Annotated in this window: 38 protein-coding genes; 14 read left to right on the top strand and 24 right to left on the bottom strand. The window is 61.8% G+C overall.

What is annotated here, in order from left to right; translation table 11 throughout:
- Positions 1-46: 46 nt before the first annotated feature.
- Both MOE34_RS14955 and MOE34_RS14950 read left to right on the top strand, forming a co-directional pair.
- Complete coding sequence (locus tag MOE34_RS14955; protein ID WP_242218087.1) at positions 47-1,087, top strand: GntR family transcriptional regulator; 1,041 nt, start codon at positions 47-49, stop codon at positions 1,085-1,087.
- Positions 1,084-1,437 (top strand): VOC family protein, encoded by a 354-nt coding sequence (locus MOE34_RS14950; RefSeq protein ID WP_242218085.1) that lies wholly within the window; start codon positions 1,084-1,086, stop codon positions 1,435-1,437. Before MOE34_RS14955 ends, MOE34_RS14950 begins: the two co-directional genes overlap by 4 nt.
- Here MOE34_RS14950 and MOE34_RS14945 read toward each other — a convergent pair whose 3' ends face one another.
- Entirely contained in the window at positions 1,438-2,967 is a 1,530-nt protein-coding gene (locus MOE34_RS14945) for a UxaA family hydrolase (protein ID WP_242218082.1), read from the bottom strand.
- A gap of 165 nt (positions 2,968-3,132) precedes the next feature.
- Between MOE34_RS14945 and MOE34_RS14940 the strand changes: the two genes are divergently transcribed.
- Positions 3,133-3,879: a FadR/GntR family transcriptional regulator gene (locus MOE34_RS14940; RefSeq protein WP_431522387.1), complete on the top strand. Its 747-nt coding sequence runs from the start codon at positions 3,133-3,135 to the stop codon at positions 3,877-3,879.
- A gap of 55 nt (positions 3,880-3,934) precedes the next feature.
- Positions 3,935-5,083, top strand: a complete 1,149-nt coding sequence (gene dgoD / locus MOE34_RS14935; protein WP_242218080.1) for a galactonate dehydratase — start codon at positions 3,935-3,937, stop codon at positions 5,081-5,083.
- A gap of 155 nt (positions 5,084-5,238) precedes the next feature.
- On the opposite strand, the gene MOE34_RS14930 is transcribed toward dgoD, so the two are convergent.
- Positions 5,239-6,723, bottom strand: coding sequence for a nucleobase:cation symporter-2 family protein (locus MOE34_RS14930; protein ID WP_242218078.1), 1,485 nt, complete (start codon positions 6,721-6,723; stop codon positions 5,239-5,241).
- Between the two features lie 283 nt (positions 6,724-7,006).
- Here MOE34_RS14930 and MOE34_RS14925 point away from each other — a divergent pair, with 283 nt between their 5' ends.
- Positions 7,007-7,255, top strand: coding sequence for a hypothetical protein (locus tag MOE34_RS14925; RefSeq protein WP_242218076.1), 249 nt, complete (start codon positions 7,007-7,009; stop codon positions 7,253-7,255).
- The gene (locus tag MOE34_RS14920) at positions 7,239-7,733 is read left to right on the top strand and encodes a ferritin-like domain-containing protein (protein WP_242218074.1); all 495 of its coding nucleotides are present in this window, start codon (positions 7,239-7,241) and stop codon (positions 7,731-7,733) included. The genes MOE34_RS14925 and MOE34_RS14920 overlap by 17 nt, the downstream gene beginning before the upstream one ends.
- A 321-nt stretch (positions 7,734-8,054) precedes the next feature.
- Here MOE34_RS14920 and MOE34_RS14915 read toward each other — a convergent pair whose 3' ends face one another.
- The 22 genes from MOE34_RS14915 to MOE34_RS14810 form a co-directional block, all read right to left on the bottom strand.
- On the bottom strand, positions 8,055-9,059 hold the full coding sequence (locus MOE34_RS14915) for a tyrosine-type recombinase/integrase (RefSeq protein ID WP_242218073.1): 1,005 nt from the start codon (positions 9,057-9,059) through the stop codon (positions 8,055-8,057).
- A 157-nt stretch (positions 9,060-9,216) separates the two neighbouring features.
- The gene (locus tag MOE34_RS14910; protein ID WP_242218071.1) at positions 9,217-9,486 is read right to left on the bottom strand and encodes a hypothetical protein; all 270 of its coding nucleotides are present in this window, start codon (positions 9,484-9,486) and stop codon (positions 9,217-9,219) included.
- Positions 9,479-9,685, bottom strand: coding sequence for a hypothetical protein (locus MOE34_RS14905; RefSeq protein WP_242218068.1), 207 nt, complete (start codon positions 9,683-9,685; stop codon positions 9,479-9,481). The genes MOE34_RS14910 and MOE34_RS14905 overlap by 8 nt, the downstream gene beginning before the upstream one ends.
- A gap of 4 nt (positions 9,686-9,689) precedes the next feature.
- Positions 9,690-10,019, bottom strand: a complete 330-nt coding sequence (locus MOE34_RS14900; protein WP_242218066.1) for a hypothetical protein — start codon at positions 10,017-10,019, stop codon at positions 9,690-9,692.
- Positions 10,016-10,204, bottom strand: a complete 189-nt coding sequence (locus tag MOE34_RS14895; protein ID WP_242218065.1) for a hypothetical protein — start codon at positions 10,202-10,204, stop codon at positions 10,016-10,018. The genes MOE34_RS14900 and MOE34_RS14895 overlap by 4 nt, the downstream gene beginning before the upstream one ends.
- A complete protein-coding gene (locus MOE34_RS14890; RefSeq protein ID WP_242218062.1) occupies positions 10,201-10,569 on the bottom strand; it encodes a hypothetical protein in 369 nt (122 codons plus the stop codon). The genes MOE34_RS14895 and MOE34_RS14890 overlap by 4 nt, the downstream gene beginning before the upstream one ends.
- Entirely contained in the window at positions 10,566-10,898 is a 333-nt protein-coding gene (locus MOE34_RS14885; RefSeq protein ID WP_242218060.1) for a hypothetical protein, read from the bottom strand. Before MOE34_RS14885 ends, MOE34_RS14890 begins: the two co-directional genes overlap by 4 nt.
- Positions 10,891-11,424, bottom strand: a complete 534-nt coding sequence (locus tag MOE34_RS14880; protein WP_242218058.1) for an HNH endonuclease — start codon at positions 11,422-11,424, stop codon at positions 10,891-10,893. The genes MOE34_RS14885 and MOE34_RS14880 overlap by 8 nt, the downstream gene beginning before the upstream one ends.
- Positions 11,421-11,645: a hypothetical protein gene (locus MOE34_RS14875; RefSeq protein WP_242218056.1), complete on the bottom strand. Its 225-nt coding sequence runs from the start codon at positions 11,643-11,645 to the stop codon at positions 11,421-11,423. Before MOE34_RS14875 ends, MOE34_RS14880 begins: the two co-directional genes overlap by 4 nt.
- Positions 11,642-12,046: an HNH endonuclease signature motif containing protein gene (locus MOE34_RS14870; protein WP_242218054.1), complete on the bottom strand. Its 405-nt coding sequence runs from the start codon at positions 12,044-12,046 to the stop codon at positions 11,642-11,644. The genes MOE34_RS14875 and MOE34_RS14870 overlap by 4 nt, the downstream gene beginning before the upstream one ends.
- The gene (locus MOE34_RS14865) at positions 12,046-12,243 is read right to left on the bottom strand and encodes a hypothetical protein (RefSeq protein ID WP_242218052.1); all 198 of its coding nucleotides are present in this window, start codon (positions 12,241-12,243) and stop codon (positions 12,046-12,048) included. Before MOE34_RS14865 ends, MOE34_RS14870 begins: the two co-directional genes overlap by 1 nt.
- Positions 12,240-12,440 (bottom strand): hypothetical protein, encoded by a 201-nt coding sequence (locus MOE34_RS14860; RefSeq protein ID WP_242218050.1) that lies wholly within the window; start codon positions 12,438-12,440, stop codon positions 12,240-12,242. Before MOE34_RS14860 ends, MOE34_RS14865 begins: the two co-directional genes overlap by 4 nt.
- Positions 12,437-12,895, bottom strand: coding sequence for a hypothetical protein (locus MOE34_RS14855; protein ID WP_242218048.1), 459 nt, complete (start codon positions 12,893-12,895; stop codon positions 12,437-12,439). The genes MOE34_RS14860 and MOE34_RS14855 overlap by 4 nt, the downstream gene beginning before the upstream one ends.
- A gap of 2 nt (positions 12,896-12,897) precedes the next feature.
- Positions 12,898-13,866, bottom strand: coding sequence for a recombinase RecT (locus MOE34_RS14850; protein ID WP_242218046.1), 969 nt, complete (start codon positions 13,864-13,866; stop codon positions 12,898-12,900).
- The gene (locus MOE34_RS14845) at positions 13,863-14,855 is read right to left on the bottom strand and encodes a hypothetical protein (RefSeq protein ID WP_242218045.1); all 993 of its coding nucleotides are present in this window, start codon (positions 14,853-14,855) and stop codon (positions 13,863-13,865) included. The genes MOE34_RS14850 and MOE34_RS14845 overlap by 4 nt, the downstream gene beginning before the upstream one ends.
- Before the next feature lie 10 nt (positions 14,856-14,865).
- Positions 14,866-15,075 carry a hypothetical protein gene (locus MOE34_RS14840; protein WP_242218043.1) on the bottom strand — a complete coding sequence of 70 codons (210 nt, stop codon included), beginning with the start codon at positions 15,073-15,075 and terminating at the stop codon, positions 14,866-14,868.
- Positions 15,072-15,317: a hypothetical protein gene (locus tag MOE34_RS14835; protein WP_242218041.1), complete on the bottom strand. Its 246-nt coding sequence runs from the start codon at positions 15,315-15,317 to the stop codon at positions 15,072-15,074. The genes MOE34_RS14840 and MOE34_RS14835 overlap by 4 nt, the downstream gene beginning before the upstream one ends.
- On the bottom strand, positions 15,314-15,550 hold the full coding sequence (locus MOE34_RS14830) for a hypothetical protein (RefSeq protein WP_242218040.1): 237 nt from the start codon (positions 15,548-15,550) through the stop codon (positions 15,314-15,316). Before MOE34_RS14830 ends, MOE34_RS14835 begins: the two co-directional genes overlap by 4 nt.
- Positions 15,547-15,795, bottom strand: a complete 249-nt coding sequence (locus MOE34_RS14825; protein ID WP_242218039.1) for a hypothetical protein — start codon at positions 15,793-15,795, stop codon at positions 15,547-15,549. The genes MOE34_RS14830 and MOE34_RS14825 overlap by 4 nt, the downstream gene beginning before the upstream one ends.
- Positions 15,796-15,858: 63 nt before the next feature.
- A complete protein-coding gene (locus MOE34_RS14820; RefSeq protein WP_242218037.1) occupies positions 15,859-16,032 on the bottom strand; it encodes a hypothetical protein in 174 nt (57 codons plus the stop codon).
- A gap of 724 nt (positions 16,033-16,756) precedes the next feature.
- A complete protein-coding gene (locus MOE34_RS14815; protein WP_242218035.1) occupies positions 16,757-17,215 on the bottom strand; it encodes a retropepsin-like aspartic protease in 459 nt (152 codons plus the stop codon).
- A gap of 4 nt (positions 17,216-17,219) precedes the next feature.
- On the bottom strand, positions 17,220-17,615 hold the full coding sequence (locus MOE34_RS14810; protein ID WP_242218033.1) for an XRE family transcriptional regulator: 396 nt from the start codon (positions 17,613-17,615) through the stop codon (positions 17,220-17,222).
- Between the two features lie 80 nt (positions 17,616-17,695).
- On the opposite strand from MOE34_RS14810, the gene MOE34_RS14805 reads away from it, so the two are divergent.
- The 8 genes from MOE34_RS14805 to MOE34_RS14775 all read left to right on the top strand — a co-directional run bounded on the left by MOE34_RS14805 (position 17,696) and on the right by MOE34_RS14775 (position 21,168).
- On the top strand, positions 17,696-17,920 hold the full coding sequence (locus MOE34_RS14805) for a helix-turn-helix domain-containing protein (RefSeq protein ID WP_242218031.1): 225 nt from the start codon (positions 17,696-17,698) through the stop codon (positions 17,918-17,920).
- Entirely contained in the window at positions 17,917-18,105 is a 189-nt protein-coding gene (locus MOE34_RS14800; protein WP_242218029.1) for a hypothetical protein, read from the top strand. The genes MOE34_RS14805 and MOE34_RS14800 overlap by 4 nt, the downstream gene beginning before the upstream one ends.
- 26 nt (positions 18,106-18,131) lie before the next feature.
- Positions 18,132-18,938 (top strand): hypothetical protein, encoded by an 807-nt coding sequence (locus MOE34_RS14795; protein ID WP_242218028.1) that lies wholly within the window; start codon positions 18,132-18,134, stop codon positions 18,936-18,938.
- Entirely contained in the window at positions 18,935-19,771 is an 837-nt protein-coding gene (locus tag MOE34_RS14790) for a ParB/RepB/Spo0J family partition protein (RefSeq protein WP_242218026.1), read from the top strand. The genes MOE34_RS14795 and MOE34_RS14790 overlap by 4 nt, the downstream gene beginning before the upstream one ends.
- Entirely contained in the window at positions 19,761-20,126 is a 366-nt protein-coding gene (locus tag MOE34_RS25495) for a winged helix-turn-helix domain-containing protein (RefSeq protein ID WP_431522386.1), read from the top strand. Before MOE34_RS14790 ends, MOE34_RS25495 begins: the two co-directional genes overlap by 11 nt.
- Positions 20,123-20,269, top strand: coding sequence for a hypothetical protein (locus MOE34_RS14780; protein WP_242218023.1), 147 nt, complete (start codon positions 20,123-20,125; stop codon positions 20,267-20,269). The genes MOE34_RS25495 and MOE34_RS14780 overlap by 4 nt, the downstream gene beginning before the upstream one ends.
- Complete coding sequence (locus MOE34_RS25455; protein ID WP_277955652.1) at positions 20,266-20,388, top strand: hypothetical protein; 123 nt, start codon at positions 20,266-20,268, stop codon at positions 20,386-20,388. The genes MOE34_RS14780 and MOE34_RS25455 overlap by 4 nt, the downstream gene beginning before the upstream one ends.
- A gap of 387 nt (positions 20,389-20,775) precedes the next feature.
- Positions 20,776-21,168 (top strand): hypothetical protein, encoded by a 393-nt coding sequence (locus tag MOE34_RS14775; protein ID WP_242218022.1) that lies wholly within the window; start codon positions 20,776-20,778, stop codon positions 21,166-21,168.
- Positions 21,169-21,194 lie beyond the last annotated feature (26 nt).

Below are 21,194 nucleotides of genomic sequence, written 5' to 3'. Positions count from 1 at the left end.
ATCCTGACCGTTGTCGGCAGGGTGCATTCATGCGATTGTCCGCGCCATGATCGACCGGGGACAGATTTTGGCGGAAGAGGGCGCGCAGGCCGCGCCCGACAACGGACCGCTCTACCTGCGCATCCGCGACGTGCTGGCGGAGGCGATCACCGCGGGCCGGCTGCCGAGGGGCGCCTTGCTGCTCGAAGGGCCGGTGGCGGGTCTCTTCGCTTCGACCCGCACGCCCGTCCGCCAGGCCTTCGCCTTGCTGGAGACGGCGGGGACGATCCGCCGGTTCGACGGGCGCGGTTTCCTCGTGGGGCAGGGGCGTAGCGGGCCGAAGCGCGTGGTGCTGACGGCGGAGATGCTGGGCCTCGACGAGGAAGCGCCGGGCCTGCGCAAGGCTCCGGCCTGGGAAGCGATCTATGAAAGCCTGGAGCGGGAGATGGTGCATCTCTCCGTCTTCGGCCGCCATCGCATCAACGAGGTGGAGCTGGCGCGCGCCCGAGGCGTCGGCCGGCAGGTGGCGCGCGACGCGCTGACCCGGCTCGAAGCGCTCGGGATCGTCGAGAAGGACGAGCGCATGCGCTGGACGCTGGTGCCTCTGGATGCCCAGCGCATGCGCGACCTGCACGACATCCGCGTCGTGCTGGAGCCGGTCGCGCTGACGCAGGCCGCGCCCTTCATCCCGCCCGCCGAGCGCCGGGCGATGACCGAGCGGCTGGAGGAGGCGCTGGCCGTCTATCCCGTGCTTTCCGTCGAGGCGATGGACGGTCTCGAAACGGACCTGCACATCACCTGCCTCGGCTACTGCCCGAACCGCGAGCTGCTGATCGCGCTGCGGCGCGCCCGCTTCATGCTGAATGTCAGCAAGCACATCATCGGCGTCTCGCACCGGATGCCCGCCGACGAGCCGTTCATCGCCGAGCATCTGGCGGTTTTCCGGGCGCTCGACGTGGACGACAGCGCGCGGGCGGCCGAGACCCTGCGCCATCATATCGTCGTATCCCTGCCGAAGGTCATCGGGCGTGTCGCGGAACTGCGGGACGCGCACCGGCCGGAAATGCCGGCCTATGCGACGCCGCTCGTGCGTCAGGAGGTGCCATGAAGGTCAAGCGCATCGTCGCCAATATCGAGACGGCCGAACCGGCTGCCGTCGCCCGTTTCTACAAGGACGTGCTTGGGCTGGAACTGCTGATGGATCACGGCTGGATCGCCACCTATGGCGGCGACGGGACCATGCCGGTGCAGGTGAGCTTCGCCTCGGAAGGCGGATCGGGTACGCCGGTGCCGGGCCTTTCCGTCGAGGTGGACGATGTGGCGGCGGCCCATGCGGCGGTCGTGAAGGGCGGCTATCCGGTCGAGTACGGGCCGGCGGACGAGCCATGGGGCGTGCGCCGCTTCTTCGTGCGCGATCCGGCCGGCACGCTGGTCAATATCGTCATGCACACGCGCTGATCAGGTGATCGCGCCGACCTGCCAGGGCACGAATTCGTTGTCGCCATAGTCGAAGGCCTCGCTCGCCGTCCTGCGGCCGGAGGCAGTCTCGATGACGAATTCGAAGATGCGGCGGCCTGCCTCCTCGATCGTCTCGGTGCCGTCGACGATGGTGCCGCAATTGATGTCCATGTCTTCCCGGATGTGTTCGTACATGGGCGTGTTGGTGGCGATCTTGATGCAGGGTGCCGGCTTGTAGCCGGAGACCGAGCCGCGGCCGGTGGTGAAGGCGACGAGGTTGCAGCCGCCGGCGATCTGGCCGGTCACGGCGGCCGGGTCGTAGCCGGGCGTATCCATGAAGACGAAGCCGTGCTCCGTCACCTCCTCGGCATATTCGTAGACGGCGTTGAGCGGCATGGAGCCGCCCTTGGCGACCGCGCCTAGCGACTTTTCGAGGATGGTCGTCAGCCCTCCGGCCTTGTTGCCGTGCGAGGGGTTGTTGTTGAGTTCCGCGTCGTTCCTCGCTGTGTAGTCGCGCCACCAGTCGATGCGCGACAGCAGCTTTTCCGCGACCTCCGGCCGGGCGGCGCGGCGGGTGAGGAGATGTTCGGCGCCGTAGATCTCCGGTGTTTCCGAAAGCACGGTCGTCGCGCCTTCCTTGACCAGGAGATCGGAGGCGATGCCCAGGGCGGGGTTGGCGGAAATGCCGGAATAGCCGTCCGAACCGCCGCATTCGAGCGCCAGCTTGATGCCGGAAAGCGGCTGCGGCGTGCGGCGGATGCGGCCGACATCGGGCAGCATTTCGTCGATCATCGCGCAGGCGGCCTCGATGGTCTTTCGCGTGCCGCCATGGTTCTGGATCATCATGGTGCGGAAGGTCTTTCCCTCCTCCAGCCCGGCCTCCTCGACCAGCGGGCCGTATTGAAAGGTCTCGCAGCCGAGGCCGATCATCAGGATGCCGCCGAAATTGGGGTTGCGGGCATAGCCCTTGAAGGTGCGGGTCAGGATACGCCCGCCCTCGGACCTGAGGTTCAGCGCGCAGCCGCCGCCATAGGTGAGCGCCACCACGCCGTCGATGTTCTCGTGGCCGGCCTCGCGGAACCGGCGGGCATAGTGCTCGGCCACATAACGCGAGACCGTGGCGGAACAGTTCACCGTGGAAAGGATGCCGATGTAGTTGCGTGTGCCGACGCGGCCGTTGCCGCGCTCATAGCCCTCGAAGGTGCGGCGCTCGGCCTCCGGCACCATGACGGGCGGTGCGTTGTCGACGCAGAATTCGTGGCGCAACTCGACGTCGAGGATGGCGAGGTTCTGCAGGTGCACATGCTCGCCCGGCCGGATCGCCCGCGTCGCATAGCCGATGATCTGGCCGTATTTCAGCACGGGCGCGCCTTCCGCGATGGGGGCGAGGGCGACCTTGTGGCCGCGCGGAATGCGCTCCACGGCGGTGACGCCATGCACCAGCACGCGGCCGGCATCGACATTGGCGGGCACGACCCCGACATTGTCTTTCGGGTTGAGGACAAGCACGGCGGGCAGGTCGGCAAGCATGGCGGCTCCTCGAATGGGTGGGCGCATTATGCACTTTGCCGGCAAAAGTCAATATTTGGAATTATCTGGGCCGGGACGGGAGAACGGCATGGTCTTTGCTGTCGATTTATCATATTATTACACTTCATTTGTATGATGATTTTATCGGCTTGCGGGAGAGGCGTCGTGGCGGACAAGGCAAGGAGACCGGTGCAGCGCCCGCTGTCGCGCCGTCCGCGTGTGCGTCATAATGTGACGGCCGCCATCGGCGTGGATATCTGCGGCGGACGTTTTCCGCCGGGCGCGGTCCTGCCGCGCGAAAGCGATCTGTGCGAGACCTACGGTGTCAGTCGCACCGTCATCCGCGAATCCCTGAAGGTTCTGGAGACCAAGGGCCTCGTGCATGGCCGGCCGCGTGTCGGCACGCTGGTCTGCGACCGGTCGGAATGGAATGTGCTCGACGCGCAGATCCTCGAATGGATGGGTCCGGAGGTGCTGTCGAGCGAGCTGCTCGGCTCGATCCTCGAGGCGCGCCGCACCGTCGAGCCGGCCGCCGCCTTCCTGGCCGCGTCGCGGGCGACGGCGCAGGAGATCGCCGACCTGGAGCATGCCTGTGAGGAGATGCGCGAGACGGAGGGGGATCTCGAAGCCTTCACCGCCGCCGACGCCCGCTTCCACGAGACCCTGCTCAAGGCGAGCCACAACAAGGTCTTCCACCAGTTCTCCTCCATCATCCATGCGGCGCTGTCTTATGCGCTGCATGCCTCCAACCGCGCGGCCGCGCGGCGGGATGAGGCGCTGGATGTGCACCGCGAGCTGGTCGACGCGCTGCGCCTGCGCGACGGCGCGCGGGCGGAGGCCTGCTCGCGCAACATTCTCGACCTTGCCGCCCGCGACCTTTCCGCCCTGATGGACGCTGCGGGCAAGGACTGACGATTTTCGCGGGCGCCGGCCCGCTCTCCATACGAACCGACGAGGGATGGAATCCATGAAGATCACGAAGCTGACGACCTATATCGTGCCGCCCCGGTGGCTTTTCCTGAAGGTGGAGACGGACGAGGGCATCGTCGGCTGGGGCGAGCCGGTGGTGGAGGGCCGCGCGCTGACCGTCGAGGCGGCGGTGCACGAGCTTTCCGACTATCTCGTCGGCAAGGACCCGCTGCTGATCGAGGACCATTGGCAGGTCATGTACCGCGCCGGCTTCTACCGTGGCGGCGGCATCCACATGTCGGCGCTTGCCGGCATCGACCAGGCGCTCTGGGACATCAAGGGCAAGGCCTACGGTCAGCCGGTCCATGCCCTGCTCGGCGGGCAGGTGCGCGACAGGATCAAGGTCTATAGCTGGATCGGCGGCGACCGCCCCTCCGATGTCGCCAACAATGCCCGCGAGGTCGTCGCCCGCGGCTTCAAGGCGATCAAGCTCAACGGCTGCGAGGAGATGCAGATCGTCGACACCTGGGAAAAGGTGGAGAAGGCGGTGGAGACCATCGCCACGATCCGCGAGGCGATCGGCCCGCATATCGGCATCGGCGTCGATTTCCACGGCCGTGTGCACCGGCCGATGGCCAAGGTTCTGGCCAGGGAGCTCCAGCCCTACAATCTCCTGTTCATCGAGGAGCCGGTGCTGTCGGAGAACCGCGAGGCGCTGAAGGAGATCGCCAACCATTGCTCGACGCCGATCGCGCTCGGGGAGCGGCTCTATTCGCGCTGGGACTTCAAGTCCGTGCTGGCGGACGGCTATGTCGACATTCTCCAGCCCGACCTGTCGCATGCCGGCGGCATCACGGAATGCCGCAAGATCGCGGCGATGGCCGAAGCCTATGACGTGGCGCTCGCACCGCATTGCCCGCTCGGTCCCATCGCGCTCGCCGCCTGCCTCCAGGTTGATGCCGTCTCCTACAATGCCTTCATCCAGGAACAGAGCCTCGGCATCCACTACAACAAGGCCAACGACATCCTCGACTACATCTCCAACAAGGAGGTGTTCCACTATGCGGACGGCTTCGTGTCGATCCCGCAGGGGCCGGGCCTCGGCGTGGAAGTGGACGAGCAATATGTCATCGAGCGGGCGAAGGAAGGCCATCGCTGGCGCAATCCCGTCTGGCGTCACGAGGATGGCAGCGTTGCCGAGTGGTGATGCGCCGCATCGGCATGTCCCTGGAAAGCCCGGCTTCGCGCCGGGCTTTTCGTTTTCAGGTCCGTTGGACCGGGTGGCCGGCAAACGCCCAGAGAAAAGCCGGCCCGTGGTGAACGGGCCGGCTTTCTTTGCTCAAGAGGCTAAAGCCAGAGGGATCAGTGGCTGTCGGCCATGCGGGCGGCGTCCACGGCGGAGGCGTGATCGTAGCTGACGCCGTTGAAGAAGGCGTTGAGGATCACGGCCGCGATGGAGGCGAGCACGATGCCCGATTCGATGATCGGATGGATCGCATGCGGCATCCACATCAGGTAGTTCGGCGCCAGCAGCGGGATGAGGCCGAAGCCGATGGACACGGCAACCACGAAGAGGTTGTTGCGTGAGGCCTTGAAGTCGACGGTGGCGAGGATGCGCACGCCCGTCGCCGCGACCATGCCGAACATCACGAGGCCCGCGCCGCCGAGAACGAAGGTCGGTACAGCCTCCACCAGCGCGCCCATCTTCGGGATGAGGCCGAGGACGATCATGATGACGCCGGCGGCGACGCAGACATAGCGGCTCTTGACGCCGGTGACGCCGACGAGACCGACATTCTGCGAGAAGCTGGTGTAGGGGAAGGTGTTGAATAGGCCGCCGATCATCGTGCCGATGCCGTCGACACGCAGGCCCGAGGTGAGCTGCTGCTGGCCGATCGGACGTTCGGTGATTTCGCCGAGGGCGAGGAACATGCCGGTCGATTCGATCATCACGACGATCATGACGAGTGTCATGGTGGCGATGAGGATCGGGTTGAAGATGGGCATGCCGAAGCGCAGTGGCGTGACGACGGCGAACCAGCCGGCATCGGCCACGCGGTCGAAATGCATCAGGCCGAGGATCGAGGCCGCGAGGCAGCCGATGATGACGCCGCTGAGGACCGCGATGTTGCTGATCAGGCCTCGGCCGTAGCGGGCGATGAGCAGGATGGAAGCGAGCACCAGCGCCGAAAGGGCGATATGGATCGGCTCGGCATAGATCGGGTTGGAGACGGTGGGTGCAAGCGTAAGGCCTTGCGGAACGGCGGGACCGCCGCCTGCGGCAAGCTCTTTCATCTGCGTCAGCCATGCGGCATGGGCCGGGTCGATCACCTTGGGCGCCGTCGGGCCGAAGGGGTTGCCGAAGGTCCAGTTGATGCCGACGCGCATCAGCGACACGCCGATGACGAGGATGATGGTGCCGGTCACGACGGGCGGGAAGAAGCGCAGGAGCCGCCCCATGATCGGCGCGAGCAGGAAGGCGATGAAGCCGGCCCCTATGATTGCGCCGAAGATCATGCGTGCCCCTTCAGGGCCGGGCGCCATGGTGGCCATGGAAACCATCGGGCCGACCGAGGCGAAGGTCACGCCCATCATGACGGGCAGGCGGATGCCGACATGGCGGGTGACGCCGAGCGACTGGATGATGGTGACGAGGCCGCAGACGAAAAGGTCGGCGGAAATCAGGAATGCGACATCCTGCGGGCTGAGCTGCAGGGCGCGGCCGACGATCAGCGGCACCGCCACGGCGCCGCCATACATGACGAGCACGTGCTGGATGCCCAGCGTCGCGAGCCTGCCGACGGGCAGCTTCTCGTCCACCGGATGTGTACTGGATATGTCGCTCATGGATACTCCTCCCATCACGTCGACCTTACCTGTTCCCGTCCTCCAACGGGTGCGCCATCCTTCGCACTGCGGTAGAGCGCTTCAAGCATAGCCAGGCGATAAACACTTTACGTATTCTTGGGGTAATCGTGCGAGGGGGAGACATCGCCGCGTGCCGTCTCCGTGCCGGATTCGTCTGCCTTTTCACAGCCTTGGCAGTGCATCCAGACAAAAAGAACGGCCTGTACCTGCCGTCATATGAGCGCAAAACACAGGTCGCCGTCAACTGTTTCCTGACCGGCATATGTGTATTTCCGCGATGCCGTCCGCGCCGCCGGAAAACCACCTGCGGAAAGGCCCAATACGCGAAAAACAAACGGAAAATCCGTCCGATGCCGCAGCGCCGGCGCGCGTGTCCGAGGGAACGGGCAAGGTGTGCGGCATCCAGGGCTTCGTCAAAGTGTGCCGTGCTGAGGGAACGTTTGCCGGCCTTGTCGATTTCTCTCGCGCATTTCACCTTGCAAAGGAGAGACACCATGAAATCGCTGGCTGATATTTTCGAGCACACCCTGCAGGACGTCTACTACGCGGAGAATGCGATCACGAAGGCTCTGCCGAAGGTTGCCAAGGCTGCCGGGAGCGCCGAACTGAAGAAGGCCGCCGAGGCGCACCTTTCGGAAACGAAAGAGCAGATCAAAAAGCTGGAGCAGGTCTTCCAATCGATCGGCAAGAAGGCGTCCGGCGAGAAGTGCGACGCCATCGAGGGGCTGATCAAGGAAGCCGACGGACTGATGGAGGAAGCCGAAGGTACGGCGCTCGACGCCGGCCTGCTCGCCGCCTGCCAGGCCGTGGAGCATTACGAGATTGCGCGATACGGCTCGCTTCGCGAATGGGCGAAGGATCTTGGTCATGATGAGGCGCACAAGCTTCTGAGCGAGATTCTCGATCAGGAAAAGGCGACGAACAACAAGCTCACGAATCTCGCCGTGACGGCCATCAACAAGACGACCGGGTCCAGGAAAGCGGCCTGACGCGGACAGGGATGCCGCCGCGCTTCCTGCGCGGCGGCCTTCATCGCCGCCATCCTCGCGCAAGTGAGGCCGGCCCCGGACTTGCCGGAAACGAAAAAACCCGCCGAAGCGGGTTTTTCAAGGTATGCCGGTGATCGAATGGTGGGCGTGACAGGGATTGAACCTGTGACCCCTACGATGTCAACATTGCTCCCGTGTCTCAACCACGCCAAACATCGCGAAAAGAGCACTTCAAGCATTCCTATTTCGCCAATCTATCCAATTTCGGAAGGTTCGCAAAGCGGTTTTCAGGTTCGCTGTACCAACGGGAACTATGTGCACCTAGACTGACAGGCTGTCCGCCAGCTTCCGCAGATGGGTAGGCGAGAACTTGGCGTAGACTCGCGTCGTCGTCTTGATATCGTTGTGCCCGAGGAACTGGCTGACCTCCCACATGGAATGACCATCTTCCGCCAGCCAGACGGCGGCGCTGTGGCGCAGCATGTGCGGCGACACGTCGGGGCGCTTTATCGCAGCCCCGGCAGATTTCAGCCCACGCTTGATTGATTTCACCGGCTCGCCGGCCCACTCTATGACGAAAGGCGTCATGGCTTCGCCCTTAGCCGTCTTGAGGTATTCCTTCAAGGCGTCGTTCATCGGGACGGTTGCCCGACCTTTCCGCCTCGCCTTGTCGAAAGGGTTTCTCAACTGGATCATGCCGCGTGCGAAATCGACTCGATCCCAAGTGAGCTGTAGCGCTGCCTCGATCCGCGCGCCCGTCCCGATGAGGAGCCGAATGGCTAGGGCGATGTGCGGTGTCTTAGCCGCCTCGATCAACGCCTTCACTTCAATGCGCGTCAGGTAGGCGTCTTTCGCCTCTGGCTTGGCCGGTCTCTCTATCGCCGGCACGTTCTCGATGATCTTGTGCTTCTTGGCCCAAAGAAGCACCATGCGCAGATGACCAAGCTCGGTGTGTATTGTTCCATCACCGATGCCCTTCGGGAACCTTTTTGTGCGCAATCCGCGGCGCTCTTCCACATGCGCCCTGCAATCCGCTATCGTGATTGCCTCGGCCTCCATCGGGCCGAATCTCTTCTCCAAAGCCTTCCATGTGTGCCGCATCGTTTCCACGACGGCACGGCCCTCCATGTCGCGCGTGTATGCCTGCCATAGCTCGGCTACATTCTGGCCGGTCGGGCGCGTGAGTTCCGAGTATCGAGCCGGGGCGCGGCGGGCCGCTTCTTTTGCGTCCGCTGTTCCAAGTCGATAACGTCGCCGCTGCCCTCGCTCATCTTCCCATGCGATACAAAATTCGCCTCGGAGCCGGGTAAGTCTCCATTCTGGCATTCAAAAGCCTCCACATGCTCGCGACGGATTCGCAGCAGCTTTTCACCGATCTTGAAAGATGGCAGTTGTCCCCGGTCTATCATATTCCGGATATGCTGCTCGGAACAACTCCAACGCTCGGCGAGCATTGCGGGAGTGAGAACATTTGGTAGCGGTGTCATTCCGCACCTCGCAGTATCTCCGCCGCCCTGTCGAGCGGATCTGGTGAGTTGTCGAGCGTCATCGTCACGCGGAATGGCTTATATCCCATGTCACTCCAGCGCTGGACGTAGATTGAAAATTCGCGACTGGCTGCTTTGTCGTGCCCGACATGCCTACGCCAAGCATCGGCCGTGGTGGCTGCAATGGTGCTCTTGCCCATGTGCAGCTTCACATCGTCTGGCCAATCGGTGGCGGCGATGATGTATCCAGTGAAGGTCTCACCCATTTCCCCGCTCCTTATCCAGTGCGTTGCGGCCGGCAGGGGTGATACGATAGTCGTTCATCCTGCCGAGCCATTCGATAAGGCCGCGCTCCACCAGTTGGGAGATGCCGGCATTCTCATCCGGGGCCACAAGGCACCAGCACCCCGGACGACTGTCGACATAGCGCAGGTCAAGCAGCTCTCGTTCAGTCAGATCAGCCATCGCCCTATCCTCTCTGGCGGATAGGGGAGGTTCCAGATGATGTTCTGGCGGTGCGCTCGACGTAAAAGCCGAGGCAAGGCACCGGGAAGATGTAGAGACGGCGCTTGGCGCGGTCGTAGAACGCCCCGACCCACAGGTCATACCAAGCGAAGATCGGCCTAATCCGCATGGTCGCCTCCGGTCGCGTTTCGGGCGTCTGCAACCGTTGACTGACGAATGCGAGCAGCGCCGTCGCCACGTCGCCGATATCGTCTTCCTCTAAAGGCGGCAGGCCAGACCAATTGCGAGTGGCGATGTTGAGAAAATCGAGCGCTTCCTGACGGATTACGTTCATGGCTGGTCGCCTCCGGAAGATCGCATGGCAGCCCGGATAGCATCGCCGAACGCAATACGTGCTGCCTCCAGCTTTTCGGCGCTTGCAGTCATCTCGGCAGGTTGCGAGGTCAGCATACGATTGATGCGGGCATCCAGGGTGCCCCAAAGATCGAGCAGGCCATCAAAGTTCGCGAGCTTGGTCATGGCGTGTTTCCCTTCGAGTTTGTGGCGGAACCGCTGCGCGTGGCGGCGAGGGCGGAGCGGGCGCGGGCTTCCGCAGATTTTGCCGCTGCAAACGCGCCAAGAACGGTGGAACCGGAAATGTCGCCGGGCGAGATCATCATCTTCAGGGCGGCGTGGCATTCATTCATCACGGCGCGCAGTTCCGCATTCTCCCGCTGCAACGCCTCTGCCTGGCGGGCGAGGGGAGAAAGGGCTTCGATGATGAGCGCGACCGCGACCGGCATGTCCATTGAATGACTGCCGTCATCGGAATCGACGGCATTGTGATAGACATCCAGCGCGACGGTGCGAGCTATGGCCTCTATGGCGGATACGGCGGAGGTCATGGGCTGGCCTCCGACGTTGCGGCCTCAGATTCGGCTTCTTCCGCCATGTAGGCCGCTTGGTGCTCGATCTCGGCGGCAATGTCGTCTTGCGAGAGCGTCCAAGTACGGCCGCAGCGATGGCAACGTGCGCTGCCTTCAAGCAGGTCGGTTTCATAGTTCGAGCAATCGCAGTCGAGATCATCGGCGTAGAAATTGTCGATGATGCCTTCGCCGCCGCATTCCTCGCAGTCCTGATCATCCCAACCGCAGATGCAGTCGCCGGGCCAGCATTCACAACGGAAATATCCCCGGCCGTCGCAGGCCGTGCATTTTGTAAGGCGGTCACCCATTGGAGGAGCCTTTCTGATCAAGAGCGCGGGGAGGAGAGGGAAGAGGCATCCAGTCGCCGTGAAGCCGCGTAGCCTCGCGAACGTAGGCCTCGTGCGCTTGCTCGGCCGTATCGAAGTATCCAAGGCTATGCTGCTTGCCGCGGAACTTGATGTATGCCTGCCATTTCCCCTTTTTGAGCCTAGTACCTCTAGGATTTGCACCAGGAGTCTGCCTTCGGTTCACGCAATTCTGTGATTGTGTGCCCTTCCGAAGATTGGCGCGTCGGTTGTTAAGGCCGTCGCCATCCTTGTGATCGACAACCTCGTCTTGGCCGGCTTCAAGCAGGAGACGATGCATTCTCTGGCCGGAAGAATTGGCGGCGTAAAACCCAAGCCCGTCTCGCCTCGGGCGCGCATGCCACTTGAAGCGTTGGACAAACGGCAGGTCTGACAGGTCGATGATGCATACCTGGCCAAGCGTCAAAGGCACTTCTGCCGTCTCTATCGGCTGCCACTGGTCTGCGATGAGTGAGGACAGGTCGCTCATGCTTCACCGCCTTTCCGCATCAGGAATTTATCCGGGCCGAATGCGTTGACCGCTTCCGCGAGGATCATCGCGCGCTTCTGCGAATACCCGTCAGAGCCGCAATCAACGATGAAGCCGTCTGCGAGTACGACGCAGAACACAGTTGCCCCGCCGCAATCCGAATGAATTTGCCGATGAGCGACGAGCGCAAGAGGGCTTCGTAAGGTTTCAAGGTCGGTCATCTCGTTTCCTCGCGGTAGAAGGTGCAGGGCCGGTAGACGATGGTCTTCTTCGGCTTGTCGGATTTGGGGGATGCGGCGCGCGGTATTTTTCGCTTGCCGGGCTTCTTGATGCCGAGTGCCATGTCCTGCTGGCGAACGGTCTTCGCCGCCATCGGAATATCGTGGTTGGCCGTCTTCCAGCTATGGCACTTGATGCAGACGGCTGCGCAGTTCTCCAGGCTATTGTCCTTGGAGTTGGCATCGAGAACGATGTGATCGAACTGGACGCCATAGGCGAGATCGGCATTGCAGCGGTGTCCGGGCTCTAGGCCGTACATCGCGCCTATCGCCTCACATAGCTTGCCAGACCGGGCCATGGCCTCGCGCTGGGTCTTCTTAGAGAATTCGCGACGCTTCGCCATCAGTGCCGGGCCTCCCCGTTCAACAGGGAAACGATCATGTCGGCGTAGTGCTTTTCATAGCACTCGCAGATAATGTCCGTCTCTTCCGGCGCGAACATAAGCTCTTGCGCGGTTACGTGGCCGGGAACGACGCAGTACACTTCCCATTCGCCGTGGTCGGGGCAGTCGCCGCCGATGGTTACGGTTTTGTAGGTCATGACCGGCCCACCTTCTGCATGAGCTTGGCGAGGCTACGAAGCCCTTCAATGATCGAGGGCATCGACTGGCGTTGCGGGGCCTTCGCCTGATGGCGGCGCATTTGCTCCAACCTCTCGCGGATCTTGTCGGCGAACGGGTCGGGTGTCTTCTCGGGCTTGCGGCGCTCGTAGCCTTTGACGCGGATGGTGCTCGTCATGCTGCCCTCCCGTACTTGCGATCGTCCGGGTTCGTGAGAATGAGCCCCTGTTCGGAGAAATGACGATGGATGGCATTGAGGTAGTCGGTCTTCTGCCGTGTCGTCATGATCCGGGTGACGCCGAAATCAAAAGGCACCATCATGAGCTTGAGCTTATGCTCGTACGGAAGCGGCATGATCACGGCGTCATATTCGGCCTTGAACACGTCGTTCTCGTTCCGAAGGATCGGCACGCCGAAGTGGAGCTTGCAATAGCCTCGGACCTCTTCCGGGGTCCGGTCGCCGAGCTGCGCCGATATTTCCAGAACCCACTTCCGCTGGAGGCTGTTCTGGTCATTGGTGCGGTGCTTGCCGTCTGTGATGCTGGCCGTGAACGGCAGATTCTTTCCGGCGATGAACTTGTGAAGCTGATCGCGGGCCTGTTCCGTATCTACGATGCGGTTGTTGGTAGCCATGATCAGCCCCCGTTGTAAGGTTCGAGCTTGGCATAGGCCCGATCACGGATCGCATAGGCCGTGTCGATCATGTCGGCGTGGCCGTTGCTTTCGAGGAGCGCCGGGGCATCGTAGTCGTTCCAGATCTCGGCAGCCGACGCGGAATCCTTCGCGGTCGCAAGCGAGGTTTCGATTTCCTCAAGGAATGCGCCGAGGTCGAAATCGGATTCGGTCGGCTCCTCTTCCGTGGTCGGTTCCGGCTCGACTTCGATAACCTTCGCGCTCGGCGGCGCGGGCGGGGCCGGGGGCTTCGGCGGTGCGGGGCGCTCTGCCGGCGTGATGTCGCGCATTTCGTCGGCCTCGGCGATTTCGCGCGCCTCGAACTCATCACGGATGCCGCCGAGAACGTCGCCGAACAGTTCACGCAGGCAATAGCCGGCCGCGCGCCACGCGAGCATGCGCTGCGGGAACCGCCACCACGGACTGTCGTTCGGCTTCTGCTCGTTCTTTTTGTCCCACTTGTTCCACTTCGTTACGATGGCTTCCGTCTGCCAGAGGCCGGCGCGCTCGGCATCGCCCTGGCTGAACTCGACGCGCTTTTCTTCGTCGGTGTCGTTTCGCTTCGCCTCGCACCATCCGACGAGCTTGCCATTCCGCTCGTCGCAGCCGGTGCGCAGATAGGCGACCTTGCCCGACTGGCGAACGACGTTGATCAGCCCGTCGCCATAGAGCGCCGGCTTACCGTTGATGACGGTGAAGCTGCGCAGCGCCACCATCGGCTTCAGGCCAAGTTCCGCGCCGGACATGATCGCCACGGCAACGGCGCTGGCGGCATCATCGCCTTCCAGCTTGCCGATGAGCGCCGCCGGGGCGAGCTTGGACGCGACAACGGCGCGCGCTACGCGGAACGTCTCCTCGAACGTGCGGGGGACGATGGCGACAACCTGGCTGCCGCCGGTCAATGCGGGAATGCGAGCTACTTCGTTCATCATGCGGCCCTCTGGACTTCGATGATTTCCATGCCGGGAAGCGAAACGCCGGACTTCGCGGCGCGCTTGGCGAGGCTTTCGACGACTTCGCGGATTTCCGGCCTGTCCTTGAGCGCCATCAGAAGCGCGTCGTAGTCGGTGATGTTCGGCTCGACGAACGTACGCAGCGATACGCGCGCCCCGGTGCGGCCGGCGCTGGCATTCTTCGCCTCGGCTTCCTTCGCCTTGGCTGCTGCTTCCTGCTCAAGCTGGCGGGCGCGGTCGATTGCGGCCTGGCGCTCGGATTCGGACTGCTGGTCAGCCTCAGCGGCCTTGCGGGCGGCTTCCTCGGCCTCACGGCGCAAACGCTCTTCCTCGCGGCGGGCGGCTTCCTGCCGTTCGCGCTCGATGCGCTGTTTCTCAATGAGATATGCGTCGAGGTGGCGCTTGAGCTGCTTTGACAGGTCCGCAGGGTCTTCCTTGAGGTAGCGGTACTTATCGTCAACGGCGCGGCCGGCATCCAAGTGCGGCTGCTTCTCGACCTTGTGAAGGTCGGTCGCCTTCTTGGAGACCGATGCCACCCTCTTCGAAAGGATCGCGATCTGACTGGCCTGATCTTCCGTCTTCACCTCATTTTTCAGAAGTTCGGCGGCGAGTTCCTTTTCGGCTTGGTATTCAAGATTGAGCGCTTCGAACGGATCGGCCGGCAGGTTGTGTCCCATTGCGGGTGCCGGCGGTTCGTCGTCCCAGCCCGCGCCTTCGATAGCCTTCTGATAAGCCTCGTAGGACACAGGATGCGTGCGGCAGAAGTTCCAGGCGTCGGCGGCATCAACCATGCGCTCGCCGCGCATCGCGTGCCACGCGCCGTTCTCATACCAGAGCGCGACGGGTTCCCACTGGCCGCCCTTGAACCGCGTCCGGTAATATCCCTGTTCGGGCTGCCCTTCGTGCATCGGGCCGATGTTGCCTTCAAGCGCGGCCTGCCACCAAGCCCACGGGTTATCCTGAGACATGCGCTGCTCATTAGATTGCGCTCGGCCCGACCGTGAGGCCGGCTCCGAAGACGATTGCGAAAACAATGATGGTGAGGAGGATCAGGCAGGCGGAGCCATGCTTGGCAGCGCCAGTGTTCGCATCTGCAATGATCCGGTAGACAGGTGTCTGAACCTTGCAGGGGACGCCGGAGGGAATGCAGCTACATTCGCCGGCAGGGTTGAGGTCGCAGCGGGTCATTCGGCGTCCTCCAGGCCGGCTTCAGAAAGCGTCCATTCGAAAAGGCAATCCTCGCAAAGTGCCTCGCCGTCATCGTTGAACGCGACTGCATCTTCACCGCACCCGCGAGCCTCGCAGGCCATGTTCCCGGAGCCGCCGCAGTCCTCGCAGGGACCGACGCGCCATACATCGGGATCATTGCCGCCGTAGCGGCTGGCGTAGATCGAGCCTTCGCCTTCGCATCTGGTGCAGGTAAGGATCATTCCGCTGCCTCCAGAACAGAGGCGCGAAGGCCGAGACGGTCATTGATCAGGTCGCAGAGCTTCTGCCGGCGGTCGTCGGGCAGCTTGATCACGAACACGTCGAAGTCGTGGTTGAAGCGCTTCCACTGGTCGTTGTTGCCTTCGGTGATGACGCCAGCCTCGACGAGTTCCGACATGTCGGTGTTCGCAAGGAAGTAGGCGAGCCGCTTGAGGGTGTTGACGTCGAAGGTCATGCCGCGACCCTCCCGGCGTTCCGGAACTCGGCTTCAAGAGCGATGAGGCCGTGAAGCATTTCTTCATGGAGGGCGACCGACCAGCCGGCCGGCTGCTTGCGGGCCATGACGAAGCGCTGGGCGTTCTCTTGCTGGCGGCGAAGGTTCTCGGCGACGTAGGCGGCGCGCTGGCCTGCCGGGCGGAGCATGGCGCCGTCGCGAATGCGCTGGATCGCCGTGGCAATGCGGTCTGCTTCGGTCTGCATGGGTGGGTTCCTCAGGTGATCTCTTTCGATATCCCGCCGCTGTGTGCGGGATGCCGAAGGGGATCAGGCGTCCGACATGATGGGGTCGTAGCCGGTGTCGCGGCCCGGATAACCTTCGCGAGCAAAGCGCTCGTTGACCTTCCGGTTGCCTTCGCGGCAGTGCCAGGAAATCGCCGGATAGTTGAAGGGCACGTATTTGAGTTTCAGGACTTCGCGCTGGTGATCGAGGTGGTCCATTTCCCTTGCTCCTCATATTCCCGGTGTGTCGGGGTGGTTCGATGAGGAGACAGTGGCAGAAAATGCAACTATGCGCAATAGGGGGAAGAGAAAAAAGTGGCAACAAATGCAACTAATTTATTGCGCCAGAAAGAATCACGGCGCATAAAGAAAGCCCCGGCGGGATGATCCGACCGGGGCTGATGGCTACCATGTTGATACCGAAGCAATAGCAAAACCAGTTAGGATTTGCAATCGGATTGGCGGCTGTCGGGCGTGAAATCGCGCGAAATCTTGGGCCTGCACGGATGCTCCCGCCAAGATGACGTTCGATGGAGCGCAAGGGCAGCGGTCTTTTGAAGTTTCACCCGCGTCTCCGATCAATCCGGCACATGAAACTGACGCGGTATCGGTGCCAGGCTCACCGAGCGGAATCGAACGGGGTTGATGGCCCGCCGGAGAAACGAGTTTGCAGCTCGCCGGGAAACTGAAGCTACCTATACCATCGCCTGAAAGACAAAGGGCGATGCTCGTACTGAGGATAAATCGGCCTGACCAGCCGGATAAAAAGACGACCCTCAGTGTTGGACCCAGTAGCGGCTGGGAAAACAAACCGAGCTTCAGGAGAGGTTGATTCCACGGATGCTTGGCGCTGGCAGGATCGGTGCATGACGGATGTCTCAGTGTGTGTTGGAGACCATCCTAATGCCGAGGTTATGACCTGAGACAAGGAAACCCGAGATGCCTATATCGAAGTCCGATTTAGATTGGATGCTTTCGCCACTCCGATGGCTTCCAGCTTCCACGCCCGTTTTCTCAGGTCGAACCCAAAATCGAACATTGTTAGAAACGAGCGTCCAAGGACTATATCGTAGGGCTGTCCCTGAGAGCGAAGCGGGACCTCTTGAACCTCAACCGACAAATCCGGCAGGTCATCAATCCAGAACGTAGCGGCGTAGACGTTCGACGCATGCGTTGCGCCGACCGCATAGACCGTATCGGTTTTGATAACCGGTAGATCAAGCTTCCGAGCAATCGCGGGATCGGCATAGATGCCGGTAGCGCCGGAATCCAGCATTGCCACGCATCGAGACGCCATTCCTGCGCTGACGACGGCCAAGGAGATACAGGGCGAGCAATTCACGTTGTCTGTGCAGACGCCGCCGGACTTGTTCACCAGAAACACAGGAACGGAAACGCTCATAAGGTCAGCCGTCCGTCCCGGTTTTGTCTTCGCTGAACCATAGCTTGAGCATTTGGATTGCTTTCTCCTTTTGCTCTTCCGTTTTGTCGCGAAAGAACGCTGCAAGCCAATCCATAGTGGGATCTTGGAACAATTTCTCTGGGTCGTCCTCAAAGCCGAGAGCGCCAGCAATCCTGATTTGAGCCGAAGCTTGCGGCATTTGCCCCTTCATCCAGCGATAGACCTGACTCTTGTCTATTTCGGGCAAATCCATTGATCTCTCTGGGTCGTTTAAGACGGCCAGGAGATCGGGCGCGGTCATGTTTTTCGCTTCCATCCACTCGACCAAATAATGGCGGCGAACAGGTTGTTTCCCTTGATGGATTTTCGCGACTTTTGACATAGTGGCAGATTTTACCATCCGTCAGAAATCACATCGCCTGCACAAAATGCGACTGTGGGTATTTACAAAAGTGGCAGAAAATGCCACTACTATTGCCCATGAGCACAACCACAGCATTTTCCGAATTCCGCAAGAGCAGAGCTGACCTGACCCTCGACGGGGTTGCCGGGCTGTTCAACGTCGACCGCACAACGATCCTTAGGTGGGAAAAGGGCGTGCCGCCCATTCCGGTTAAGCGTCTCGAAGAAGCGGAAAGGATCACCGGGATACCTAGGGCAAAACTTCGCCCCGATGTTTTCGGTACGGCGGAGACAGCAGCATGAGCGACCAACGCTGCCCCCACTGTGGGAAAATCTTCAACGACGACCTTCTCATCCGTATGTCCTATCGGATTGGCCGCTTGGAAGCGCGTGGCTTCTTCTGGGAGCGGACAGACATAGCGATTTATCGGGAAGCGATTGAGGAGATTCATCGGCTCCGCCAACTCGTCCGTGGAGCCGCCGCATGACGGACTCTCAAACCATCCCGGACGATATGGCCGCTCGCGTTGCCCGCCTCATCAACGAGGCCGAGGACATGCGCCAGCAGGCGGCTGATGACCTGAAACAGATTTACGCCGATCTGCGCGAAGAGCTGCGCGGCCTTGGCTGGGATGGCAAGCACGTTTCCGCAGAAGTCGCCGCGCTCAAAGGCGCGATTGGCGAGATGCGCCTTGACGAAAAGGCGAAGGAGAAGCGCGAGGAAAAGGGCGAGCGCGTCGACGACTACGTTTCGCTCCTCACACGCGCACGTGCACGTGAGGGCAACAGTTACGCGGCGGCTCGACGCTCCGACGGTGGCCTTACCATCTTCACCAAGCACGAAGACATCAGAACAGCGCCGGTAACGGCGGAAGAATCCCCGCGCAAGGCGGCGGAGGCGGTATCCGAGAGGACCGCAACCCAGGTCGATGCTTCTGCATCGGCTGAGGCCGGAGTATCGGGGCAACCTGAGATGATCCCGGCTACCAGCGCCGAAAGCGCAGCGGACGAGCGGGATGTTGAAGCCGATGGTGGAGCAGCGCTCGTCCGCACCATTTCGCCCGAAGAGGCAGACGAAGGATTCCCCAGCGTCGAGCGCGAGGATCGCGCCGCCGCCAACGCAGGAGGCGACGATGTAGACCGCAGCGCGGCGCGCGCCACGACCTCGAACACAGGGGAGGGCGCCGCCAATACCGCTCTCCCCGCAAAGCCGAAATTCGTTCTCCGCCCTCATTGCAAGAACCCCGGCGAAACCTGCCCTGGACACGGAACGACGCATTGCCGCGCCTGCATCAGAGCGCTTGAGGAGGAAGCAGCATGAAAGAGAATACCTTGTTCCCGATCGTTGCGCTCGGCGGCGATGTGCAGGCCGGTAACGTTCTCGGCCATGTCGGGCGCTTTGAAATTATTCCGATCGTCAAGCTCCTTGTCGACACGGTTTACCAACGCGCGGTATCGCACGGCTCCGTCAAGAACATCCGCCGCATCTGCCAGGACTTCGACTGGTCGAAATTTCTCCCGGTCATCGTAACGCAAGACGGCGACACCTATTCCATCGTTGACGGCCAGCACCGGACTACCGCTGCCGCTACGATCGGCATCACGGAAGTCCCCTGCTACATCTTGTCGTGCACGGCCTCGGAAGCAGCTGCTGCGTTCGCTGCCATCAATGGCAACGTCACGCCGGTGCAGCCGATCGATCTGTGGTTCGCCGAGCTTGCGGCCAAGAAGCCGAAGGCGGTAGCTCTCCAGCGCGTCCTTGATGCTGCAGGGGTAAAGATCACCCGCAAGAAGGAAGGCTTCCTTGCCGGCGAGACGCGCTCGATCACCGTTTTGCAGCGCGCGCATGAGTTCTACGGTAGCGCAATCCTGACGACGATCCTCCAGTGCATCGTCGAGACGTCGGACGGCAATCCCGGGATGCTCTTCGGAGCGATGATCAACGGCATTGGTCGGGCGATCCGAACCAAGCCGGAAGTCCTCGCTAATCCTTCTCATCTGTTCGCCGTCTTCGACGATATCAGCCTGTCCGAATTGCTCTATGACGCGAAGATCGAGAGCGCCCGCACGAACAATCCTGTTCAGTTCATCATCACGAGGCAGATCAACGCCGCTCTCAAGCGCGGCGTCGTGGAGGTGGCAAATGCAGCCTGATTGCTCTTGCCCGCTTTGCGGCCAGCCGATCGGCGAGTTGCCGGTCACGATTTTGCCTGAGCGTGGAATGGTCGTGGCGAACGGCAAGTTCGCCATCCTGACCGGACACGAGGTGTTGTTGCTCCAGCGCTTAGCCGAAGTGTTTCCGCGCGTCCTCTCGAAAGAGGCGGCTCTGGAGTGGCTGTACCAGTTTTCAGCGGAAGGCGAAGAGCCGGAAATCAAAATCATCGACGTGTACATCTGCAAAGCCCGGAAGAAGCTCGACCAAATCGGCGTTCGCATCGACACGCTGTGGGGGAAGGGATACGCGCTCGGAGTTGATCGGAAGCCCGTCATTGTTCGGGAGGCCGCATGACCTCGCACCGCTCCATCATCATCACCGAAGACGGCATCTGCATCATTGTCGACCCGGAAATCGGCGCTGTCTCCGGTCGCAACCGTGAAGCTGCTGAGCGCGAGATTGCGCGTCGGAAAGCCCTGGAAAGGAAAGCAGCATGACGTGGCTCATCATTTCCATCATCGGCTTCACCGCTATCTGCGGCTGCGCTGCCCTCGCAATCATCCTCTCTGGTGATGACGACGACTACCAGGAACACGACTGGTGGAGGGACCAGTGAACAGTTTCGTTCAGCGCGGTTTGTCCCACTCCGCCTGATCGGATGACCGGCGCGGCTCCTCTCCTCCTCCCGGCCGCGCCGGTCCACGAATTTTCGGAAAGCCTCCCTGCAAACGCAAAACGACGGCGTGGGTGAGATTTCCGAGCGGAACGAACGAGGACGCCGAAGCCGAGGATACCCCGGCGCCCTCTTGAACCCCGGCTGATGCGGCGGCGGAAACACCGGGGGTTTCTGAATTAGCGGTTTGCCCGACGCGGCGGGCCGGAGACGGGAAGGGCACAACATCGCCGGCAAGCGATCGTCCTTCCCCGTCACCATTGTGAGTGCTCCTGAAGTTCATCGGAAGCTCCTTTCGACAAGGACAAGATGAACGAAAGGACTTCGGGAATGTCGGAAAAGTTGTCCGGAAAGCCGGAAAAGTTGAAACAGGGAAATGCAACGAAAATGGCTGACGTAACCACGGCAAATTTTCTTGTCGAGCAGATCGGAGGAAGCAGACGCCCCGTCGGCGACATGCTCTTTACTGCGTTCCGTGAGCTTTCGAAGCGCTTCCCGCACCGCGACGACCCCGAAAATAGATGGACAGAGCGACGGCTGAAAGCCTGGCGCTACAAGGAAAGCAAAGTCGTAGAGCACTTCCAGATGGTCGAGCTCTACGAGACAGCCGAGGCACTGCGGGCAGCGAGGAACGAACATGCAGAATACATCGCCAAGACCTCCCGCCTTCGCCAGATGGCTCAGCTTCGAACGCAGGCACGCGATTGCGATGTGGCTTCGTGACAAGGCCGCTTGGGCTGCCGAGTGGA

The sequence above is a fragment of the Shinella zoogloeoides genome, from assembly GCF_022682305.1.
Taxonomy (GTDB): domain Bacteria; phylum Pseudomonadota; class Alphaproteobacteria; order Rhizobiales; family Rhizobiaceae; genus Shinella; species Shinella zoogloeoides_B.
The sequence above is the reverse complement of the archived record's forward strand: the minus strand, read 5'-3'. Positions and strand labels throughout refer to the sequence as shown.